The 19,884-nt window shown below is 65.1% G+C and carries 16 protein-coding genes; 11 read left to right on the top strand and 5 right to left on the bottom strand.

All coding sequences use genetic code 11. The features are described from left to right. The first annotated feature begins 10 nt into the window (after positions 1-10). From BMW89_RS07800 to BMW89_RS07755, 10 genes are all read left to right on the top strand, one after another. A complete protein-coding gene (locus tag BMW89_RS07800; protein WP_092024319.1) occupies positions 11-787 on the top strand; it encodes an HpcH/HpaI aldolase family protein in 777 nt (258 codons plus the stop codon). A gap of 64 nt (positions 788-851) precedes the next feature. Next, the gene (locus tag BMW89_RS07795) at positions 852-2,375 is read left to right on the top strand and encodes a UxaA family hydrolase (RefSeq protein WP_092024318.1); all 1,524 of its coding nucleotides are present in this window, start codon (positions 852-854) and stop codon (positions 2,373-2,375) included. Between the two features lie 191 nt (positions 2,376-2,566). Further along, positions 2,567-3,088 (top strand): PAS domain-containing protein, encoded by a 522-nt coding sequence (locus BMW89_RS07790; RefSeq protein ID WP_092024317.1) that lies wholly within the window; start codon positions 2,567-2,569, stop codon positions 3,086-3,088. Then, complete coding sequence (locus BMW89_RS07785) at positions 3,066-4,370, top strand: methyl-accepting chemotaxis protein (protein ID WP_177195902.1); 1,305 nt, start codon at positions 3,066-3,068, stop codon at positions 4,368-4,370. Before BMW89_RS07790 ends, BMW89_RS07785 begins: the two co-directional genes overlap by 23 nt. A 136-nt stretch (positions 4,371-4,506) precedes the next feature. Beyond that, on the top strand, positions 4,507-7,776 hold the full coding sequence (locus tag BMW89_RS07780; protein WP_092024315.1) for a transglutaminase family protein: 3,270 nt from the start codon (positions 4,507-4,509) through the stop codon (positions 7,774-7,776). Between the two features lie 27 nt (positions 7,777-7,803). Further along, entirely contained in the window at positions 7,804-10,341 is a 2,538-nt protein-coding gene (locus BMW89_RS07775) for a circularly permuted type 2 ATP-grasp protein (protein WP_092024314.1), read from the top strand. Further along, the gene (locus tag BMW89_RS07770; protein ID WP_092024313.1) at positions 10,338-11,216 is read left to right on the top strand and encodes a transglutaminase family protein; all 879 of its coding nucleotides are present in this window, start codon (positions 10,338-10,340) and stop codon (positions 11,214-11,216) included. Before BMW89_RS07775 ends, BMW89_RS07770 begins: the two co-directional genes overlap by 4 nt. A 187-nt stretch (positions 11,217-11,403) precedes the next feature. Then, entirely contained in the window at positions 11,404-13,038 is a 1,635-nt protein-coding gene (locus BMW89_RS07765) for a tetratricopeptide repeat protein (RefSeq protein ID WP_092024312.1), read from the top strand. 257 nt (positions 13,039-13,295) lie between these two features. Continuing rightward, positions 13,296-14,123 (top strand): HD domain-containing protein, encoded by an 828-nt coding sequence (locus BMW89_RS07760; RefSeq protein ID WP_092024311.1) that lies wholly within the window; start codon positions 13,296-13,298, stop codon positions 14,121-14,123. A 104-nt stretch (positions 14,124-14,227) separates the two neighbouring features. Continuing rightward, on the top strand, positions 14,228-14,680 hold the full coding sequence (locus tag BMW89_RS07755) for a TspO/MBR family protein (RefSeq protein ID WP_092024310.1): 453 nt from the start codon (positions 14,228-14,230) through the stop codon (positions 14,678-14,680). Positions 14,681-14,688: 8 nt separating this feature from the next. Here the strand turns inward: BMW89_RS07755 and BMW89_RS07750 are convergent, their stop codons facing one another. The 5 genes from BMW89_RS07750 to BMW89_RS07730 form a co-directional block, all read right to left on the bottom strand. Beyond that, positions 14,689-16,236, bottom strand: a complete 1,548-nt coding sequence (locus tag BMW89_RS07750) for a cryptochrome/photolyase family protein (protein ID WP_092024309.1) — start codon at positions 16,234-16,236, stop codon at positions 14,689-14,691. Beyond that, positions 16,233-16,838, bottom strand: coding sequence for a sigma-70 family RNA polymerase sigma factor (locus BMW89_RS07745; RefSeq protein ID WP_092024308.1), 606 nt, complete (start codon positions 16,836-16,838; stop codon positions 16,233-16,235). Before BMW89_RS07745 ends, BMW89_RS07750 begins: the two co-directional genes overlap by 4 nt. 77 nt (positions 16,839-16,915) lie before the next feature. Continuing rightward, positions 16,916-17,563, bottom strand: a complete 648-nt coding sequence (locus BMW89_RS07740; protein ID WP_092024307.1) for a ChrR family anti-sigma-E factor — start codon at positions 17,561-17,563, stop codon at positions 16,916-16,918. Beyond that, positions 17,560-18,105, bottom strand: coding sequence for a sigma-70 family RNA polymerase sigma factor (locus tag BMW89_RS07735; protein ID WP_092024306.1), 546 nt, complete (start codon positions 18,103-18,105; stop codon positions 17,560-17,562). The genes BMW89_RS07740 and BMW89_RS07735 overlap by 4 nt, the downstream gene beginning before the upstream one ends. 347 nt (positions 18,106-18,452) lie before the next feature. Further along, on the bottom strand, positions 18,453-18,785 hold the full coding sequence (locus BMW89_RS07730; protein WP_244547547.1) for a DUF3291 domain-containing protein: 333 nt from the start codon (positions 18,783-18,785) through the stop codon (positions 18,453-18,455). Positions 18,786-18,888: 103 nt separating this feature from the next. Here BMW89_RS07730 and BMW89_RS07725 point away from each other — a divergent pair, with 103 nt between their 5' ends. Beyond that, positions 18,889-19,782, top strand: a complete 894-nt coding sequence (locus BMW89_RS07725; protein WP_092024304.1) for an alpha/beta fold hydrolase — start codon at positions 18,889-18,891, stop codon at positions 19,780-19,782. Positions 19,783-19,884 lie beyond the last annotated feature (102 nt).

Below are 19,884 nucleotides of genomic sequence, written 5' to 3'. Positions count from 1 at the left end.
GGAAGGCAACGTGGCGAACAAGGTCAAGGAAATCTGGAAGTCGGGCAAGGCCGTGGTCAACGCGTGGCTCGCGATTCCCTCCGGCTTCTCGGCCGAGATGATCGCGCAATGCGGCTTCGACAGCGTCACCGTCGACATGCAGCACGGCGTGCAGGACTATCTGTCGATGGTGCAGTGCTTCCAGGCGATGGACAAGCATCCGGTCACCCCGATGGTCCGTGTGCCCTGGAACGAGCCCGGCATCATCGGCAAGGTGCTCGATGGCGGCGCCTATGGCGTGATCTGCCCGATGGTCAACACGGCGCAGGAAGCCAAGAACCTCGTCTCCTATGCGAAATATCCGCCGAAGGGCGTCCGCTCCAACGGCCCGATCCGCGCCGGCATGTACGGCACCGCGGGCTCCTACCAGAAGACGGCGAACGATGACATCGTGCTGCTGCCGATGATGGAGACCAAGACCGCGGTCGAGAACATGGAAGCGATCCTCGACGTCGAAGGCCTCAACGGCGTCTATATCGGCCCGTCCGACCTCGGCTTCTCCTACGGCCTCGAGCCGAAGCTCGACCGCACCGAGCCCGAGATCCTCGCGATCTACGACAAGATCATCAAGGAATGCGACAAGCGCGGGCTCTTCCCGGGCATCCATTGCAGCGGCGCCGAGGGTGCTGCGCGCGCCATCAACATGGGCTTCAAGCTGGTGACGCTCTCGAACGAGGTCGGCTTGATGACGACCTATGCCAAGATGCAGGTCAACGCGACCCGCAAGGATTCGGCCGGCAAGGCGTAAAAATCCTCTCCCTCTCCCCGCTTTGGCGGGGAGAGGTGAACTACGATGATACAGGAGATCTCTCATGACCATCAGCCCCGTCATCCGCCTGCATCCCGATGATGGCGTGCTGATTGCGCGCGCGAGCCTGCCGCCCGGCACCGTGGTCGCCGACGGCGTCACCACGGTCGAACGCATTCCCTCCGGCCACAAGGTCGCGATCAAGCCGATCGCCGTCGGCGAGCCTGTGATCCGCTACGGCCAGATCATCGGCTTTGCGACCATTCCGATCGCTCCGGGCCAGCATGTGCACGTGCAGAACATCGGCATGGGCGATTTCGCCAAGGACTATGCCTATTGCGTTGACGTCAAACCGACGCCGAATTTCGATCTGCCCGCGACTTTCGAAGGCATCCGCCGCCCGGATGGCCGCGTCGCCACGCGCAACTATATCGGCATCCTCACCTCGGTGAATTGCAGCGCGCATGTCGCAAGTCTCGTCGCCGACGTCTTCAAGAAGAACCCCTTCACCGGCGACAACCCGCTGGCCGATTTCCCCAATGTCGACGGCGTGGTGGCGCTGACCCACAAGACCGGTTGCGGCATGACGCAGAACGAGCCCTTGGCGCTGCTCCGCCGCACGCTCGGCGGCTACGCGCGTCACGTGAACTTCTCTCATGTCATCGTGCTCGGCCTCGGCTGCGAGGTGAACCAGATCGGCGGCCTGATGGAAGAGCAGAAGCTTGCCGGTCGCCTCCGCGCGATGGACATCCAGGAAGTCGGCGGCACCCGCAAGACGGTGGAAGCCGGCATCGCCTTCGTGCGCGAAGCTCTTGCGGATTCGAACAAGGTCAAGCGCGAGTCCGTTCCGGTGAGCGAACTCACCGTGGCACTGCAATGCGGCGGCTCGGACGGCTATTCCGGCGTGTCAGCCAATCCCGCGCTTGGCGCGGCCAGCGATCTCATCGTGCGTCACGGCGGCACCGTGATCCTGTCGGAGACGCCGGAGACCTACGGCGCCGAGCATCTGCTCACGCGTCGCGCAGTCAGCCGCGAGGTCGGCGAGAAGCTCGTCGATCTCATGCGCTGGTGGGACGAATACACCGCGCGCGAAGGCGCCGAGATGAACGCCAATCCGAGCCCCGGCAACAAGGCCGGCGGTCTCACCACCATTTTGGAAAAATCACTGGGCGCGATGGCGAAGGCCGGCACCACCAACCTCGTCGACGTGCTGCGCTATGCCGAGCCGGTGACGAAGCGCGGCTTCGTGTTCATGGACACGCCCGGCTACGATCCCGTTGCCGCCACCGGCCAGGTCGCCGGCGGCGCCAACCTCGTCTGTTTCACCACCGGCCGCGGCAGCGTGTTCGGCTGCAAGCCCGCGCCGTCGATCAAGCTCGCCACCAACACGCCCATGTACAAGCGCATGGAAGAGGATATGGACGTCAATTGCGGCACCATCCTCGAAGGCGAGGAGAGCGTCCAGGAGTGCGGCCAGCGCATCTTCGAGCTGATCCTGAAGACGGCCTCCGGCCAGCCGACCAAGAGCGAGAGCTTTGACTTCGGCGGCGCCGAGTTCGCGCCCTGGGTGCTCGGCGCGACAATGTGATCGAGCAAAGCGCGCGCCTCGCTGCGGAAATTTGCAGGACGAACAGAGCCAGTCCGTAAATTTACCGGAGGCCACGTAGCCGCACGGGTTCCCTTCCTCACCTATGCTTAATGTTTCCTGTCGTATTCCTGAGAGTGACGCGAGCTCCGACGCCTTCGGCGCGTTGGCGCTTCGCGAGGATTGGACGACAGATGACGCGTGCGATACGGCCGACCGGTGTGGAAAATCTCCTCGGTGAGGAGGAGTTGATCGTGTCGAAGACCGATCTCAAAGGCCGCATCACCTACGCCAATGACGCCTTCATCCGCATGGCCAAATATTCCTACGCGGAGCTGATGGGAGCGCCCCATAGCCTGATCCGCCATCCCGACATGCCGCGCGCCGTCTTCAAGCTGTTGTGGGACACGCTTCAGACCAAGCAGGAAATCTTCGCCTACGTCGTCAATCTGGCGAAGGACGGCAGCCATTACTGGGTGTTCGCCCACGTCACGCCGACGTTCGACGAGCGCGGCAATATCGTCGGCTATCACTCCAACCGTCGCAAGCCCGATCCCGTGCAGATCGAGCGCATCAAGCCGATCTACAAGACGCTGTGCGCGGAAGAGGCGCGGCACGCCAATGCCAAGGACGGCATGCGCGCGAGTTTCGACGCGATGGTCGGACTATTGAAGCAACAGGGTGTCGGTTACGATGAATTTGTGCTCTCTCTCTAAGGCGCAGGGAGCGACCGCGCTCGCATGTGTTCTTGCTATCGTTGCATTCGGACTCTCGCTCCTCGGTGTAACCGGAATCGCGAGTGCGGCGCTGCTCGGCGCGACCGTCGCGCTGCTCTTCTATGCCGTCTGGTGCCAGCATCGCACGGCAATGGCCGTCGATGAAGTGGCCGATGTCTGCCGCAAGGCTTCGCATGGCGATCTCGAAGCGCGCATCCTGAGCGAGCGGCAGGCCGGGCGGATCGGGGCGATCCAGAAGTCGGTCAACGACATGCTCGACATCACCGATGCGTTCCTGCGCGAGGCTTCGGCATCGATGGACTATGCCAGCCGCGGCAAGTATTTCCGAAGAATCCTCGCGCGTGGTCTGCCCGGCTCGTTCCGCCGTTCGGCCACCGTCATCAATTCCGGCACCGACAGTCTCGGCCGCCGCGTGGTCGAGATCGGGGATCTCGCAAAACAGTTCGGCACGCATCTCGACGGCGTCGCCGGCACGCTCATGGGCGCGGCGACCGATCTCGAATCCGACGCCGGCCAGATGGCGGCCGCGGCCGAGAAGACCAGCCGGCAGACCTCCGGCGTGCTCAACGCCTCCGACCAAGCCTCGCGCAATGTCGCAACCGTCGCCAGCGCCGCCGAGCAGCTCGCATCCTCGATCGCCGAGATCGGCCGACAGGTGAGCGGCTCGACCACGAGCACGGGCCGGGCCGTGAACGAGGCCAATCGCGCCGGCAGCGAGATCCGCTCGCTCGCGGATGCCGCGCTGCGGATCGGCGATGTCGTCAAGCTGATCAGCGAGATTGCCTCGCAGACCAATCTCCTCGCACTGAACGCCACCATCGAGGCAGCGCGTGCGGGCGAGGCGGGCCGCGGCTTCGCGGTCGTAGCCTCTGAGGTCAAGAGCCTCGCCAACCAGACCGCGAAAGCGACCGAGGAGATCAGCGCCAAGGTCGGCGAGATGCAGCAATCGACCACCAATTCGGTCGCAGCCGTCGAGGCGATCGCGCAGACCATTGCCGAGATCAACGGCATCACCGCCTCGATCGCGACCTCGATCGAGCAGCAGGGCCTTGCGACCCGCGAGATCGCCCGCAACGTCCAGGAGGCCTCGGCCGGCACCTCGCAGGTCTCCTCCAACGTGACAGGCATCAGCGAAGCCGCCGCCGATACGGGGCGCGTCGCCAGCCGCGTCAACAGCGCCTCCGAGCGCGTCCACGGCGAGGTCGAGACGCTCCGGCGAGAGGTGACGCAGTTCCTGCAGCGGCTGACCTCGGCGGCGTAAGACCTTCGGCGTACCCAATAGCGATGCGCAAGCGGGCGGCCCGCACCTTGCATAGGCACGGTTTGCCCGTTGTTAGTGCTTGATCGCACTGACGTCAGGTGTTCTGCTCAAAAAAGCTGCTGGAGTACCGCACCCCGTGTCGATCTACGTCGCATTGCACCACGTCACGCATTACAAATACGACCGTCCGATCGATCTTGGCCCGCAGACGATCCGCCTGCGGCCGGCGCCGCACACGCGCACACCGATCCTGAGCTATTCGCTCAAGGTCACCCCGGCCAATCATTTCGTGAACTGGCAGCAGGACCCGCAAGGCAACTGGCTGGCGCGCTACGTCTTCCACGAGAAGACCACCGAGTTGAAGATCGAGGTCGATTTCACGGCGCAGATGACCGTGGTCAATCCGTTCGACTTCTTCGTCGAGCCCTATGCCGACGCCTTTCCGTTTCAATACACCCAGGATCTCAAGACAGAGCTCGCGCCTTATCTCGAGACCATCAAGCCCGATCGGCTGTTCGCGCAATATCTCGACACGATCCCGCCCGAAGCCCCGAACACCGTCGACTACCTGGTCGATCTCAACAGGCAGCTGTCGGAAAAAATTCGCTACGTCATTCGCATGGAACCGGGCGTGCAGACGCCGGAGGAGACGCTCACCTCCGGCGCGGGCTCATGCCGCGACTCCGCCTGGCTCCTGATCCAGACCTTCCGCCATCTCGGGCTCGCCGCCCGTTTCGTCTCCGGCTATCTGATCCAGATCCGCCCCGACATCGATCCGATCGAGGGACCGCCGGAAGTCGAGAACGATTTCACCGATCTGCACGCCTGGGCCGAGGTCTATCTGCCGGGCGCAGGCTGGATCGGTTTTGACGCGACCTCCGGCATGCTCGCGGGCGAGGGGCACATCCCGGTTGCGGCGACGCCACATTATCGCTCGGCTGCGCCGATCTCCGGCGGTGCCGGCTTTGCCGAGGTCGAGTTCGAATTCGACATGAGCGTGAAGCGCATCCGCGAGGCGCCGCGCATCACAAAGCCGTTCTCGGACGAATCCTGGACGCGGCTCAATGATCTCGGCGAGCAGGTCGACGGCGATCTCGCCGCGCGGGATGTTCGGCTCACCATGGGCGGCGAGCCGACCTTCGTTTCGGTTGACGATCTCGAAGCGGCCGAATGGAACACCGAGGCTGTCGGCCCGACCAAGCGCGCGCTCGCTGACGATCTGATCCGCCGTTTGCACACGCGCTTCGGACCGGGCGGCCTGCTGCACTTCGGCGAGGGCAAATGGTATCCCGGCGAGAGCCTGCCGCGTTGGGCCTTTGGCCTGTACTGGCGCAAGGACGGCGTGCCGATCTGGAAGAATGCCGATCTGATTGCCAGGATCGAGAATCCGCGGCGCGTCGAGGTCAAGGACGCCCGGACGTTCGCGGAGGGCACGGCGTTGCGGCTCGGGCTCGATCCCGGCTACATCATCCCGGCTTATGAGGATACCGCCTACTGGCTCCACAAGGAAGCTGAGCTTCCCGTCAACGTCGATCCGTCCGACTCCAAATTATCCGATCCGGAGGCGCGCGCGCGCATGGCGCGGGTGTTCGATGAGGGGCTGAACGCGCCACGCGGATTCGTGCTGCCGGTGCAGCGTTGGAACGCACCGCCGCGCTGGCGCAGTGAGCGCTGGCAACTGCGGCGCAGTCATCTGTTTTTGATGCCGGGCGATTCACCGCTGGGCTTGCGCTTGCCGATCGGCTCGCTCGGCCATATCCCGCCCAACCAATATCCCTACATCGTCGAACAGGACCCGATGGAGGCCCGCGGCAAGCTGCCGGTGTTCAGCCTTCCGGCACGTCCGGAATCGCCGCCGCAGGTCGAGCCCGAGCATCTCAACACGTCCATCCCCGTCCGCACCGCGATGTCGATCGAAGTCCGCAACGGCGTGCTCTGCGCCTTCATGCCGCCGGTCGAGCGCATCGAGGATTATCTCGAGCTGGTCGCTGCCCTCGAAGCGACTGCCGAGGAGATGCAGATTCAGGTTCATGTCGAAGGCTATCCGCCGCCGTTCGATCCGCGCATCGAGGTGATCAAGGTGACGCCTGACCCCGGCGTGATCGAGGTCAACGTCCAGCCGGCAAAGAATTGGCGCGAGGCGGTCGACATCACTGTCGGGCTCTATGAGGACGCCGGCAAGACACGCCTCGGCGCCAACCGCTTCCTGGTCGATGGCCGCCACACTGGCACCGGCGGTGGCAATCACGTCGTGGTCGGCGGCTCCAGCCCGCCGGACTCGCCGTTCCTGCGCCGGCCTGATCTGTTGAAGAGCCTCGTGCTGTACTGGCAGCGGCATCCGGCGCTGTCCTATTTCTTCTCCGGCCTGTTCATCGGCCCGACCAGCCAGGCGCCGCGCATCGACGAAGCGCGTCACGACAGCATCTACGAGCTCGAGATCGCGCTCTCGCACGTGCCGCCGCCGGGCTACCAGACGCCGCTATGGCTGGTCGACCGGCTGTTCCGGCATCTGCTCGTCGACATCACCGGCAACACCCACCGCGCCGAAATCTGCATCGACAAGCTCTATTCGCCCGACGGGACCACGGGCCGGCTTGGTCTCGTCGAATTCCGCGCGCTTGAAATGCCGCCGGACCCGCGCATGTCGCTGGCGCAGCAGCTGCTGATCCGCGCGTTGATCGCAAAATTCTGGCGCGAGCCGCAGGCCGGCAAGTTCGTGCGCTGGGGCACGGCGCTGCACGACCGCTATATGCTGCCGCATTTCATCTGGGAAGATTTTCTGGAGGTGCTCTCCGAGTTGAAGGAGTCCGGTTATCCCTTCGAGTCGGAATGGTATCTGGCCCAGCTCGAATTCCGCTTCCCTGCGTTTGGCCGCATCAATCATGGCGGCGTGACGCTGGAACTGCGGCAGGCGCTGGAGCCCTGGCATGTGCTTGGCGAGGAGGGCTCGGCCGGCGGCACGGTGCGCTATGTCGACAGCTCGGTCGAGCGGCTTCAGGTCAAGGCGGAGGGTTTTGTCGAGGGCCGCCACATCATCACCTGCAACGGCCGCCGCCTGCCGATGACCACGACCGGCCGCTCGGGCGAAGCCGTGGCCGGCGTCCGCTTCAAGGCCTGGCAGCCGGCCTCCGGCCTGCACCCGACCATTCCGGTCCATGCGCCCCTGACCTTCGACCTGATCGACACCTGGAATGGCCGCTCGCTCGGTGGCTGCGTCTACCACGTCGCCCATCCTGGCGGCCGCAGCTACGAGACCAAGCCCGTCAACACCTATGAGGCCGAGGCGCGGCGGCTGGCGCGCTTCCAGGACCACGGCCATACGCCCGGTCCGATGCAGCCGCCGCCCGAGGAACGCACAAATGAGTTTCCGCTGACCCTCGACTTGCGGACCCCGCTCCTGCAATGAGTATGAGGGTGGGGCAGGGAGAGGCGCATGGGCGAGGGCGCAGCCGAACAGGACGACAAGGCGGGTAAGGCGCCAGGACAACGTGAGGGCCAACGTGAAGGCCAGCGCCGCCTTGCGCAATGGGTCCGCGACTATCGCCGCTTGCCCGGCATCCCCGACGAATTCCTGGGGCCCGACGGCGCCCCCCGCGCGGTCTGGAGCCGTTTTTTCGACGCCTTCGGCGCGCTCGCCCCCGACGAGGTCGAGCGGCGCTTCGGCATGGCCGACCGCCACCTCCGCGAGGCCGGCGTCACCTACCGCGCGCCCGGCGACGGCGCTGACCGGCCGTGGTCGATCAGCCATCTGCCGCTGCTGATCGACGAGGCCGACTGGAAGCAGCTGTCCGCCGGCATCACGCAGCGTGCCGAGCTGCTCGAGCTCGTGCTGCGCGACATCTATGGCGAGGGGAAGCTGGTCGCGGAGGGCGCGCTTCCGGCCGCCGCGATCGCCGGCAGTCCCGAATATCTCCGCCCCGTCTGCGGCGTCGAGCCGCCGGGCGGGCGCTATCTCTCGCTCTATGCCGCCGATGTCGGCCGCGGGCCCGACGGCCGCTGGTGGGTGCTCGGCGACCGCACGCAGGCGCCCTCGGGCGCGGGCTATGCGCTGGAAAACCGCCTGGTGCTCTCGCGCGCCTTCTCCGATCTCTACAAGTCGATGAACGTGCCGCGCGTCGCGCCGTTCTTCGAGGCGTTTCGTGACTCACTGCGCGCACGCGCCGATCGCGACGAACCGCGGATCGGCGTGCTCTCCCCCGGCGCCTTCAGTGAAACCTATTTCGAGCACGCGACGCTGGCGCGCTATCTCGGCTTCCTCTTGGTCGAGGGCGACGATCTCGCCGTCAGCGACAATCGCATCCACATCCGCACCGTTGCCGGCCTCAAGCGGCTCGACGTGCTGCTCCGCCGCGTCGATTCCAACTCGCTCGATCCGCTCGAGCTCGATGCGTCCTCGCATCTCGGCGTGCCCGGCCTGATCGACGTGCTGCGCAAGGACGGCGTCGTCGTCGCCAACATGCCGGGCTCGGGCGTGCTGGAGGCCCGCGCGCTGCTCGGCTTCCTGCCGGCGCTCAGCCGCCGCCTGCTCGGCGAAGAGCTGAAGATGCCGCACATCGCGACCTGGTGGTGCGGCCAGCGCTCGGCGCGCGAAGAAGTGCTGTCGCGGCTCGACGAGGTCGCGATCGAAGGCGCCTATGGGCGCGGCGTGCCCGGCTTCGACAGCAATGCTCCGGTGCTCGCGAGCGAGCTCGATGCCGACGGGCGCCAGCGCCTGATCGATTCCATCAGTGCGCGCGGCATGGACTATGTCGGTCAGGAGGTGGTGCGGCTCTCGACCATGCCGGTCTGGGAGCAGGGCCAGCTGACGCCGCGTCCCTTCGTGCTGCGTGTGTTCGCGGCTGCGACGCCCGACGGCTGGGCCATCATGCCCGGCGGCTTCTGCCGGATCGCCGAGAAGACGGATGCGCGCGCGGTGTCGATGGGTGACGGCGCCCGCGCCGCCGACGTCTGGGTCGTTTCGGAGAAGAAGGTCGCGACCGCGTCACTGTTGCCGGCGACCGACAAGGTCCGCATCCGGCGCATCGCCGGCGTGCTGCCGAGCCGCGCCGCCGACAATCTGTATTGGCTCGGCCGCTATCTCGAACGCGCCGAGGCAACCTTGCGGCTGGTGCGCGCGCTGGGCTCGCCGAGCGGACCCAACAAGGGCACCGCGGCCTCGCTGCAATCGGCCGAACGCATCCAGCGTCTGCTGGTGACCTGGGGGGCGATCTCGCAGACCTCGCGCGCGGCGCCGGGGCGCATCGTCGCCGAAGCCTTGCAGAGCCCGGAGCGCTTCGGCTCGGCGCTGTCGCTGGTACGTTCAGCCCAGCGCACGGCGACCTCCTTGCGCGAGCGGCTGTCGCCCGATGCCTGGCAGGTCATCACTGAGATGGCCGAGCGCCTCGCCGTTGAGGTTGAGGGTGACGACAGCGTGGTCAGCGCGGCCGAGTTGACCTTGCAGGAGCTCGCGAGCTTTGCAGGTCTGGCGCAGGAGAACATGAACCGCGCCGCCGGCTGGCGCTTCCTCGACATCGGCCGCCGTACCGAGCGCGCCATCAACACGGCGCGTTTCGCTCGCCAGTTCGCCTATGACGAGGCCGGCGACGAGGATCTCGACATCCTGCTGACGCTGGTGGATTCCCAGATCACCTATCGCTCGCGCTATCTGCTGGCGCCGATCCTGGCGCCGGTGCGCGACCTCGCGGTGCTCGATCCCTACAACCCGCGCTCGGTGGCGTTCCAGGTGACGACGCTGAACGAGCACATCGCAGCACTTCCGAGCTTGAAGGAGCATGGCCTGATCGAGAAGCCGCAGCGGCTCGCGGTCGCGGTGCAGTCGATGCTGGCCACCGCCGAGGCCGAGAGGCTGGAGGTCAAGACGCTGTTCTCGCTAGAGCAGGATCTGCTCAGCCTCGCCGAAGCGATCAGTCTGCACTACTTCCCGCACGGCCCCAAAGCCAGCCGGCCAGAAAAGCTGACGGGGCTGGCGTGATCTACGACATCCGGCACGTCACCACTTACGAATACGAAAGCCCGGTCAGCTTCGCCCGCTGCACGCTGCGGCTGGAGCCGAAGAGCGGCAATGGCCAGGAGCTAGTCTCGCACAAGGTCGAGATTCATCCGCGTCCGTCCGAGCGCCACGTCCGCCGCGACTTCTTCGGCACGCTGACCGAGAGCATCGTGATCGAAACCGCGCATCGCACTTTGCGCATCGATTCACGTTCGCGTGTCTCCATCTCGCGCAAGCCGCCCGCGCGCGATGCTGCAAGCCCGCCCTGGGAGAGCATCCGCGACCTCGCGTTCGAGGCGACGAGCCTCGGGCCGTCTTCGCCGGTCGGCTATGTCTTTGCAAGCCCGCTGGTCCCCGTGTTGCGTCCGGTCAGCGTGTATGCGGCCGCGAGCTTTGCGGCCGGCACGGGCATCCTCGCCGGCGCGGTCGATCTGATGCATCGCATCCGCACTGAATTCCGCTACGATCCCAAAGCCACCGTGATCTCGACGCCGCTCAACGAGGTCTTCGACAAGCGCCACGGCGTCTGCCAGGACTTTGCCCATGTGATGATCGCAGGGCTGCGCGGGCTCGGCCTGCCAGCGGCCTATGTCAGCGGATATCTGCGTACCATTCCGCCAGCGGGACAGCCGCGTTTGCAAGGCGCCGATGCCACCCATGCCTGGGTGTCGCTGTGGTGCGGGGCCGAGCTTGGCTGGATCGATTTCGATCCGACCAACGATCTCCTCGTCGCCAACGACCATATCGTGCTCGCGGTCGCCCGGGACTTCTCCGACGTCTCGCCGGTCGACGGCATCATCGTCGGCTCGCCGAAGCAGAAGCTCGGCGTCGCCGTGGACGTGCTGCTGGTGGAGTGAGCGGGGTTTTACGGTCCGCGTGCCGGACGAACCAGGCGGGGAAACTTGTTTCGGCATGTTTCCTGGCTGTGGCGAACGTCCGTTCATTAAGCGCTTGTTAACGCTGAGCCGCGACATATTGGCTCGTCATCATTGCTGAAGCCGGTCTGCGGGATCTCCGCGGCGGAACGCTTCCAGCGGAGATTCCATGACTGCGACTTCGATTGCCTTCGCGCCGGCGGCAGCCGGTGCGCCGGACGCTGCTGACTATTTGCTGAGGGGACGCGAGCACTACCGGCGCGGCGAGCTCAGGGATGCCATCGCGATCTTCCAGGCGGGACTTGCGGTCGCGGTGATGATGTCGATCGGCGCGGCCAACGACGTCGTTGCCGATCTCCACGCCGCGCTCGCCAACGCCTTCATGCTCTGCGACGACATCGCGTCCGCGGGCGAGAACTACAAGGCAGCCTTGCGTCTTTCGCCGCGTCTCGTCGCGTGCTGGTGCAATCTCGGCATCGTCCATCAGCGCAGCGGCATGACGCGAGAGGCCATCGCGCTCTATCTGGAAGCGCTCCGGCTCAACCCGGCGCACCGGCCGTCGCGGACCAACCTGGTCGAGGCGCTGGTCGTAACCCGGCAGTTTGAGATTGCGAAGTCACTGCTGCTCGAATTGCTGGAGGAGACGCCCGAGGATGCTGTCCTCTACGGCCAGCTCGGCAAGGTCTGCTTCGAGCTCGGTGAGGCCAGTGAGGCCATCGCATATTTCGAGCAGGCGATTGTCCTCGCGCCGGCCCAGGCCGAGAATTTCTACTGGGTCGGCGCGATCCGGCAGGCGCAGGGCGAGAACGAGGCGGCGCAGACGGCTTACACCCGCGCCGCGCAGGCGCATCCGGTCCTGCGCAAGCCCGCGATCACATCGCAGCCTTCGTTCCGGGTGCTGGCGCTGTTTGCACCCTTCGTCGGCAACACGCCGGTCGAGTTTCTGTTCAAGGACTGCACTTACGAGACCAGCATCCTGTCGCTATTGCCCGCGAGCCGGCCGGACATCGCAATGCTCGCGCATCAAGCCGATGTCGTCGTCAACCTGGTCTCCGATGCCGACCAGGGCGGGCAGGTTCTTCCTCTCGCTGTCGCCGTTGCGAATGCCCTCGGCAAGCCTGTCGTCAACGATCCCGCGAAAATCCTGCGCACGACGCGTGATGCGACAGCTCTGGCACTCGCCGGCATCGATGGCTGCCGGATGCCGCGCACGATCCGCATCGGTGCAGGCGAGGGACTTGCCGCGCGTTCCGAGCTTGTGTTTCCGCTGCTGGCGCGGCCGGCCGGCACCCATGGCGGCGACATCTTCGAGAAGCTCGACGACGATGCGGCGCTGATCGCGTTTCTCACCGAGCACGCGGACCATGATCGCTACGTGATCGATTATGTCGATTACCGCTCCATCGACGGCTTCTTCCGCAAGTACAGATTCCTGTTCGTCGGCGAGGAGATTCTGCCCTATCACCTGGCGATCGGCGACGAGTGGAAGCTGCATCGCGATGCTACGGAGATGACGCGGCACGCCTGGATGCAGGAGGAGGAAGAGCGCTTCCTGCGTGATCCCGGTGAGGTCTTTGGCGCCTCGCATTATGATATGTTGCGGATGATCCGCGACCGCATCGGCCTCGACTATTTCGGCATCGATTGTGCCCTCGACCGCGACGGTCACCTCGTCGTGTTCGAGGTCAATGCCTCCATGCTGGTTCACGACCAGAACCCGGATTGTCCCTACAAGGACCCTTACATCCGCCGGATCAAGGCTGCTTTCGACGCCATGCTGGAGCGCGTCGCGCGCGGGAATTGACGCCGCCATCCGCAGCGCGGTGCAAGCGTCCCCGGGGTCGGCCATTGGCCCGCCCGGACCCTGCCCGGGCCCGCCGGGTGTGCTGGACCGTGACCGCAACCGTGATGTTGCGAAGCGGGAGCGTAACATATTTCCGTGTTTTCATTTCGGGATTTGGCGAGCCGGCCCAAGTTGGGCTATGCTAGCCTTTGCGTCGAAGACGAAAATGAGACGTCGGGAGCTGGCGTGGGACACCACCGACAGACGGGGCTGCATCCATGATGACGTTACCGCGACTGGCGGCCGAAACCCTGGAAAAGATGCTGGGCTCTTTCATGCGCCGTCGGTACGACGAGCCCTCTGCCAGGGTGCTGGAGGGCTCGACGCGCACCGCGATGGAGTGCATCGGCAACAGCGACGCGCTGTACCACAACATCGAGCATACGATGCTGGTGACGCTGGCCGCTCAGGCGATCCTCACGGGACGTAATCTCCATGCGCATCTTGCGGCGGAGGACTACCTCCATATCCTGATCGCCTGCCTTGCGCACGATATCGGCTATGTCCGTGGTCTGTTTCCTGAGGATGACGAAGACGGCTTCATCATCGACGATGCCGGCACCAAGGTGGCGCTGCCGCGCGGCGCCTCCGATGCCAGTCTGATGTTGTATCACGTTGATCGCTCGAAGCTTTTCGTGAGGCGACGGCTGCCGGCGGTCCGCGGCATCGACAGTGAGCGCGTCGCCCGTGCCATCGAGGGCACCCGCTTCCCGGCCCGCGAAGGCCAGGAGTACGACGACGAAGCCTCGATCCTGCGTGCCGCCGATTTCATCGGCCAGCTCGGCGACCCCAATTATCTGCGCAAGGCCAATGCGCTCTACTACGAGTTCGAGGAAGTCGGCATGAATCGGCAGCTCGGCTACGACTCGCCCGCCGACATCGTGAACCGCTATCCACAGTTCTATTGGAATAGCGTCGCACCGCACATCCAGACCGAGATCGGCTATCTCAACAAGACCGAGATCGGCCGGCAGTGGATCGCCAACCTCTACAGCAACGTATTCCGCGCCGAGCGCGAGATCACGCTGTCCGGGCCGCAGAAATAAAGGCTGGGCAGAGCGAGGTCGATCCGCGTCCCCCGAGTGATCCAATCCTGCCGCTGCAGCGTTGAAGCGATGACCCCTGTCTTGATCACGCGCGGCGTTGGCTGATGGTAACCTATTCAAGAGCGGCTCTGTTCATCCTGGTTGTGTTCGGGATCGGCTTTGCCATCGGCAGCACGAACCTGCCCGGGGCCTGGTACGCCGGGTTGACCAAGCCGCCGTTCAATCCGCCGAACTGGGTTTTCGCGCCGGTATGGTCCGTGATCTACGTGCTGATCGCGCTGGCCGGCGCGCGGACCTGGGAGCGGGCGCCGCGCGGCCCGGGCATGCTGCTCTGGACTGCGCAGATGCTGTTCAATTTCACCTGGTCGCCGGTGTTCTTCACGTGGCATTGCACCGGCATCGCACTGGCCGTGATCGTCGCCATGCTTCTGGCAATCATCGGATTTATCGCCGAGCGCTGGCAGGCCGATCGGGCCGCCGCGGCACTGTTCCTGCCCTACCTCGCCTGGGTCGCCTTTGCCACCCTGCTCAACGCCGGCATCTTCTTGCTCAACTGAGCCACGGATCAGGTCATGGCTTCGGCGATGCTCGCTGCCTGGCGCCGGATCGTGCGCAACTCTCCGGCATCCTTGCGAGCCAGATTGGCATACTGGTTCTTCATCCGGCCGTTGGCTGCGAAGCGTTGGCGGTGCTTGTCCAGGAAATTCCAGTAGAGTGTGGTAAAAGGACAGGCGTCCTCGCCGATCGATTTCTTGGGATCGAAGCGACACTGCCGGCAATGATCGCTCATACGGTGGATGTAATTGCCCGATGCAGCATAGGGCTTGGTGCCGACGATGCCGCCGTCACCGTGCTGGCTCATGCCGAGTGTGTTCGGCAAGGAGACCCAATCGACGGCGTCCCAGAACATCGACATGTGCCAGCGATGAACGTCGTAGGGCCGGACGCCCAGGAGCATGGCGAACAGTCCGAGCACCATCAGCCGCTCGATGTGGTGGGCATAGGCGTGGTCGATCGTGTGACCGATCGCCTCGGCGAGGCAGCGCATGTCGGTCTCGCCGGTCCAGTAGAATTTCGGCATCGGCAGTTCGGCGTCGAGCGCGTTTGCTTCCGCATAATGCGGCATGCGCTGCCAGTAGATGCCGCGGACGAATTCCCGCCATCCGATGATCTGGCGGGTAAAGCCTTCCAGCGCGTTCAGCGGGGCGGTCGTGTTTTGCAGCGCGGACTGGACGACCTCCAGCGGCCGCAGCTGGTGCAGGTTCAAGGGACCTGACAGGACCGCGTGGTAGAGGAAGGGCTGGCCGGATCGCATCGCGTCCTGGTAGTCGCCGAACCGCGGAAGCCGCTCGGCGACGAAGTCGTCCAGCTGCGCCAGCGCTTGTGTTCGTGTGACGGGCAGGTCGAAGCCGTCGAGCTTGCCGGGATTTTCGGCGAAGCGTTCAGCGACGAGCCGCAGCACCTCCGTCGTGATCGCGTCGGGCGGGCATGAGGGGCGCCGCGGTATGGACGGGCTGGTCCTGCCGAAGGACTTGCGATTCTCCGCGTCGAAATTCCACGCGCCGCCGACGGGTCGTCCGGCGGGATCCATGAGAATCCCGGTCTTTCGGCGCATGGCACGATAGAAGGTTTCAAGCACCGGGCGGTGATGTCGCGCGGAGAAGGCCGCAAATTCCTCGCGCGAGCACAGGAAGTGGCTGTCGCAGTGGATCTCCGGCGCCTGCGGCAGACGGCGCAGCTTTTCAGCGACGCGCCAGTCGCCCGGCTCGGCCACGATCGTCCGTGAGGGCCTGAACCTGCGCTGGGCCCGCGCGATCTCGGTTTCGAAGCGCCCGGTATTGCCGTGCTCGTCGATCTCGACATAGTGCACACGCCGCCCGCGCGCGATGAGTTCGTCCCTGAAGTGTCGCATCGAGGCGAGGAAATAGGCGATGCGCTTCCTGTGCTGCGGGATGTAGGAGGTCTCTTCGATCACCTCCATCTGCAGAACGAGGTCGCGGGAGGGATCGAAGCCGTCGAAAGCAGCGCCGTCGGCGTCGAGCTGGTCGCCGAGCACGACGATGAGATGCCTGACGTCTTCTGGCCTGCTGGAGCGCTCCACCGGCAGGCTCACGGATGGGGCTGCGGTGTGGTCGCCCCCGAAACACAGGCCAGGCAATCGACGCGGACCGAGGCCAGCGTGCGATGCAGCCAGGTCTTGATCGTGCCGACGGGTACGCCATAGCGCCGCGACAGGCTGAGCCTGCTCTCGCCCTCGAGATAGGCGAGCGAGAGGAGATGCCGGCGATCGCGTGGAAGTTTTTCAAGAACGCCGGCCGCGATCGGCCGAACGAGATCGTAGTCGAATGGGTCGGGGTCCCGCCCTCCGGCGTCCGGCACGGACAACGCCTCGTCCAGGTCTGCCCTTGCAACTTGCTTCAGCCGGAGCGCGTCGATGGTGGTGTTGCGCATGATCGTGCACATCCACGTGATGGGCGAAGCGCGTTGGGAATCGAAGCTCGCGGCGTTTTTCCAGATCTTGAGATAGGCTTCCTGGAGCAGGTCGTCGAGATCGATGATCGACGGCGACACCGACAGCGCGGTCTTCCGCAACCTGTTTCGCGTCGACGCATGCAATTCGGCAAAGGCCTGCTGGTCGCCGCTTCCGGCGCGCCGGAGCAGGACACTCAACCGCTCGATGCTCGAATCTCTTTGAACGGCGCGACCGCAGCTCATGCTTCGTCTCCCGCATCAGTCAGCAAGGAAACGATGGCGGCGAGATCCTGGATCACTTCCGCGAGCGGAGGCGAGCATCAAAGCCGGACGAAGGGTGAAATCAACCGGCCAAGCAGTCCATGCAATTCGAGGTCTCCGGACATGGCGACCAGGCACAGGCAAGGCTCATCTGGCCCCACGACCGGCTGATGATCGACGTCGCCGTCACCGAAATCGAAATCGCCAGGGCCGTAGCGGCCGGCTTCGTGACTGAAGCTGCCCTTCAGCACGCAGGTCAGTTCCGTTCCCGAGTGCGAGTGTTGCAGCATGCGTGCGCCCGGCGCAGACCACAGCAGGAACGCGCGCGACTGTTTCGCGCTCGGCAGAATGATCGGTTGAAGCTTCAGGCCGGGTGCCACGCGGCGTTGCTTGCCGAACCGGCAGCGGCGCAAGATCTCCGGCAAATCATCGTCCGGAAGGACGTCGGGAGGCGGGACATCCGCGCGCGGCGCCGGCTGCAACTCGTCCAGCTTTGCCACGATCGCCGCGAACGCATCGGCTTTCATCGCAACCGGTGCGGTCTCCTCAAGCGTGGCGCCGGCCAGATGCTCCATGGCCCCGGCAAAGCGGCGGCAAGCCGGGCACTGCGCGATATGCACGGCGACGACGAGATGATCGGCCTCGTCGAGCCGGCCCGTTGCGAAATCGGCAAGCAGTTCATCCGGTGGGTGGTGGTTGATGGTCATGTCGATTCGTCCAGCAGGTCTCGCAGTCGGTTCATGGCCAGTCGGATGCGGGATTTCACGGTTCCCAGGGGAATACCGAGGCTCTCGGCAATGTCGGCATGTGGGCGCTCCTCGATAAACGACATCCGAACCACCCTGGATTGCTCCTCCGACAGGCGAAGCAGCGCGGCCGCAACGCGCGACACGTCCTCGCCCCGGGTCATGAGGATCTCGGGTGAGTCCACGACGTCGTCAGCCTCATCGATGAAGCCGGGCTGGTCGGCACGCGCCTGTCGCACGGCGCGTCTGGCCGCGTCGATGCGCAGATTTCGCGCGATCGTGAAGATCCACGCGGCTGCGCCGCCCGACGATGGATCGAATTGAGCCGCCTTGCGCCAGACGGCAAGCAGGGTGCTCTGCGCAATTTCCTCCGCGGTGTCGGCGTCCGTCCCGATCTTCATCAGGAGGCCCTTCACGCGAGGAGCGAAATGCTCAAACAGAAGCCTGAAGGCATCGCGATCGCCATGGACCGCGACACGTCCGATCAATTCAGCCCATTCCACCGTCGCCTTGGGCCTTTCAAATGGTGTCCGTTGCAACCGGATCCAGCGCCGAGCGGGCACGGAAGGTCTGCTCCGTACGGGCCTGCTCAGGGCTGGAAGACCGGCGTTCATGAAGCCTCGGTTGGTGTATCCGTTCAGAAACGCTGGCCGCCGCCGTTTGGATCACCTGCCGGGTAGTCATGTCTTAGGCGTTCCTCCGGCCTGCGACAAGCGGGGTTCCAGTTGCTGGGCGCGAGGGCGGAACCAGTCGATGTCATCAACCGGATGATCGACCAGCAAAGTCTTGTGACGCCCGGGCAAGGGGAGCAGGAGGCGCGCGCAAAGGTCGTGGCCGCCCGAGTTCGCGCTCAGACCTCGCGGCCGTAACGCTTCCAGAGGTCGTAGACGGTGTCCCAGGTCGGGATCTCGTCGCAGGTGCATCCATAGGTGGAGCCGGCTCCAAGCTTACGAAAATCCTTCATGGCCTTCAGGTGTGCGCCTCTCGCCACGAAGGCACGCACGCTCGCCGGGTCCGACCACACCGTCATGGTATGGTAGACACCGTCGACGAGCCGGGCGGCGGTGGCAAGATTGCCCGGTGCGCGTTGCGCCTGCCTGAACGATCGGATCGTCCGCCACCAGAACGTCGGCAGTCGTGTGATGCCCCGGGGACGAAAGCCGGTCATGGAGACGTAGACCACGTTGTACCTCTCGATCGTCTGTGTTGGTGAGGAAACGACGCCGAAAAGGGGTTGGATCGTTTGCGATAGCCGATTTATCCTGCCGCGAAGTGAGGTGCGCAGCATGCAGCCGAAAACCGTCACCACGGATGTTCTCGACATTGCCTATCTCGACTACGGCGCGCCCGACGGCTGGCCCTGCATCATGGGCCACGGCTTTCCCTATGACGTGAACGCTTATGCTGCGACTGCGCCGCTGCTCGCGCAGGCGGGCGCGCGGGTGCTGGTGCCCTGGCTGCGCGGTTATGGGCCGACGCGTTTCCGTTCCGCGTCGACCTTGCGCTCCGGCGAGCAGGCGGCGCTGGGCGCCGATCTCCTCGCCTTCATGGACGCGCTTTGTATCGAGCGCGCGGTCGTCGGTGGTTACGACTGGGGCGGGCGTGCGGCCTGCGTGGTCTCGGTGCTGTATCCCGAGCGCGTGGTCGGGCTCGTGTCCGGAAATTCCTACAACATCCAGAACATCGCGCGCGCCATGGAGCCGGCTTCGCCGCCGGAGGAAGCCGCGCTCTGGTATCAATATCTCTTTCACAACGAGCGCGGCCGCCGCGCGCTGGAGCGCAACCGCCGCGGCTTTGCACGCCAGTTGTGGTCGATGTGGTCGCCGACATGGGCGTTCGATGACGCGACGTTCGAGACAAGCGCTGTGTCGTTCGACAACCCTGACTTTGTCGATGTCGTGATCCACTCCTACCGCCATCGCTACGCGCTGGTCGAGGGCGATCCCGCCTATGCCGGAATCGAGGCGGGGCTCGCCGCGCAGCCACCGGTGCGCGTCCCGACGATTGCGATCGACGGCGACAGCGACGGCGTCAATCCCGGCACCGCGCATCATGCGCGCAAGTTCGAAGGCTTCTTCGAGCGGCGCGTGTTCACGGGGGCCGGCCATAATTTGCCGCAGGAACGGCCCGCCGAATGGGCGCAGGCCGTGCTCGATGTGCGCAAGGCGGTGCTGCGGTAGGCTTTCGCCCGCCGTCCCGCACGTATAGATTGCGTGCGGTGCGGAAAAGGGCGAAAAATTGCAGACCTTGATTCGCATCGTTTGTGTCTCTGAAGCGATCTT

It is taken from the genome of Bradyrhizobium sp. OK095 (assembly GCF_900109945.1).
Taxonomy (GTDB): domain Bacteria; phylum Pseudomonadota; class Alphaproteobacteria; order Rhizobiales; family Xanthobacteraceae; genus Bradyrhizobium.
The sequence above is the reverse complement of the archived record's forward strand: the minus strand, read 5'-3'. Positions and strand labels throughout refer to the sequence as shown.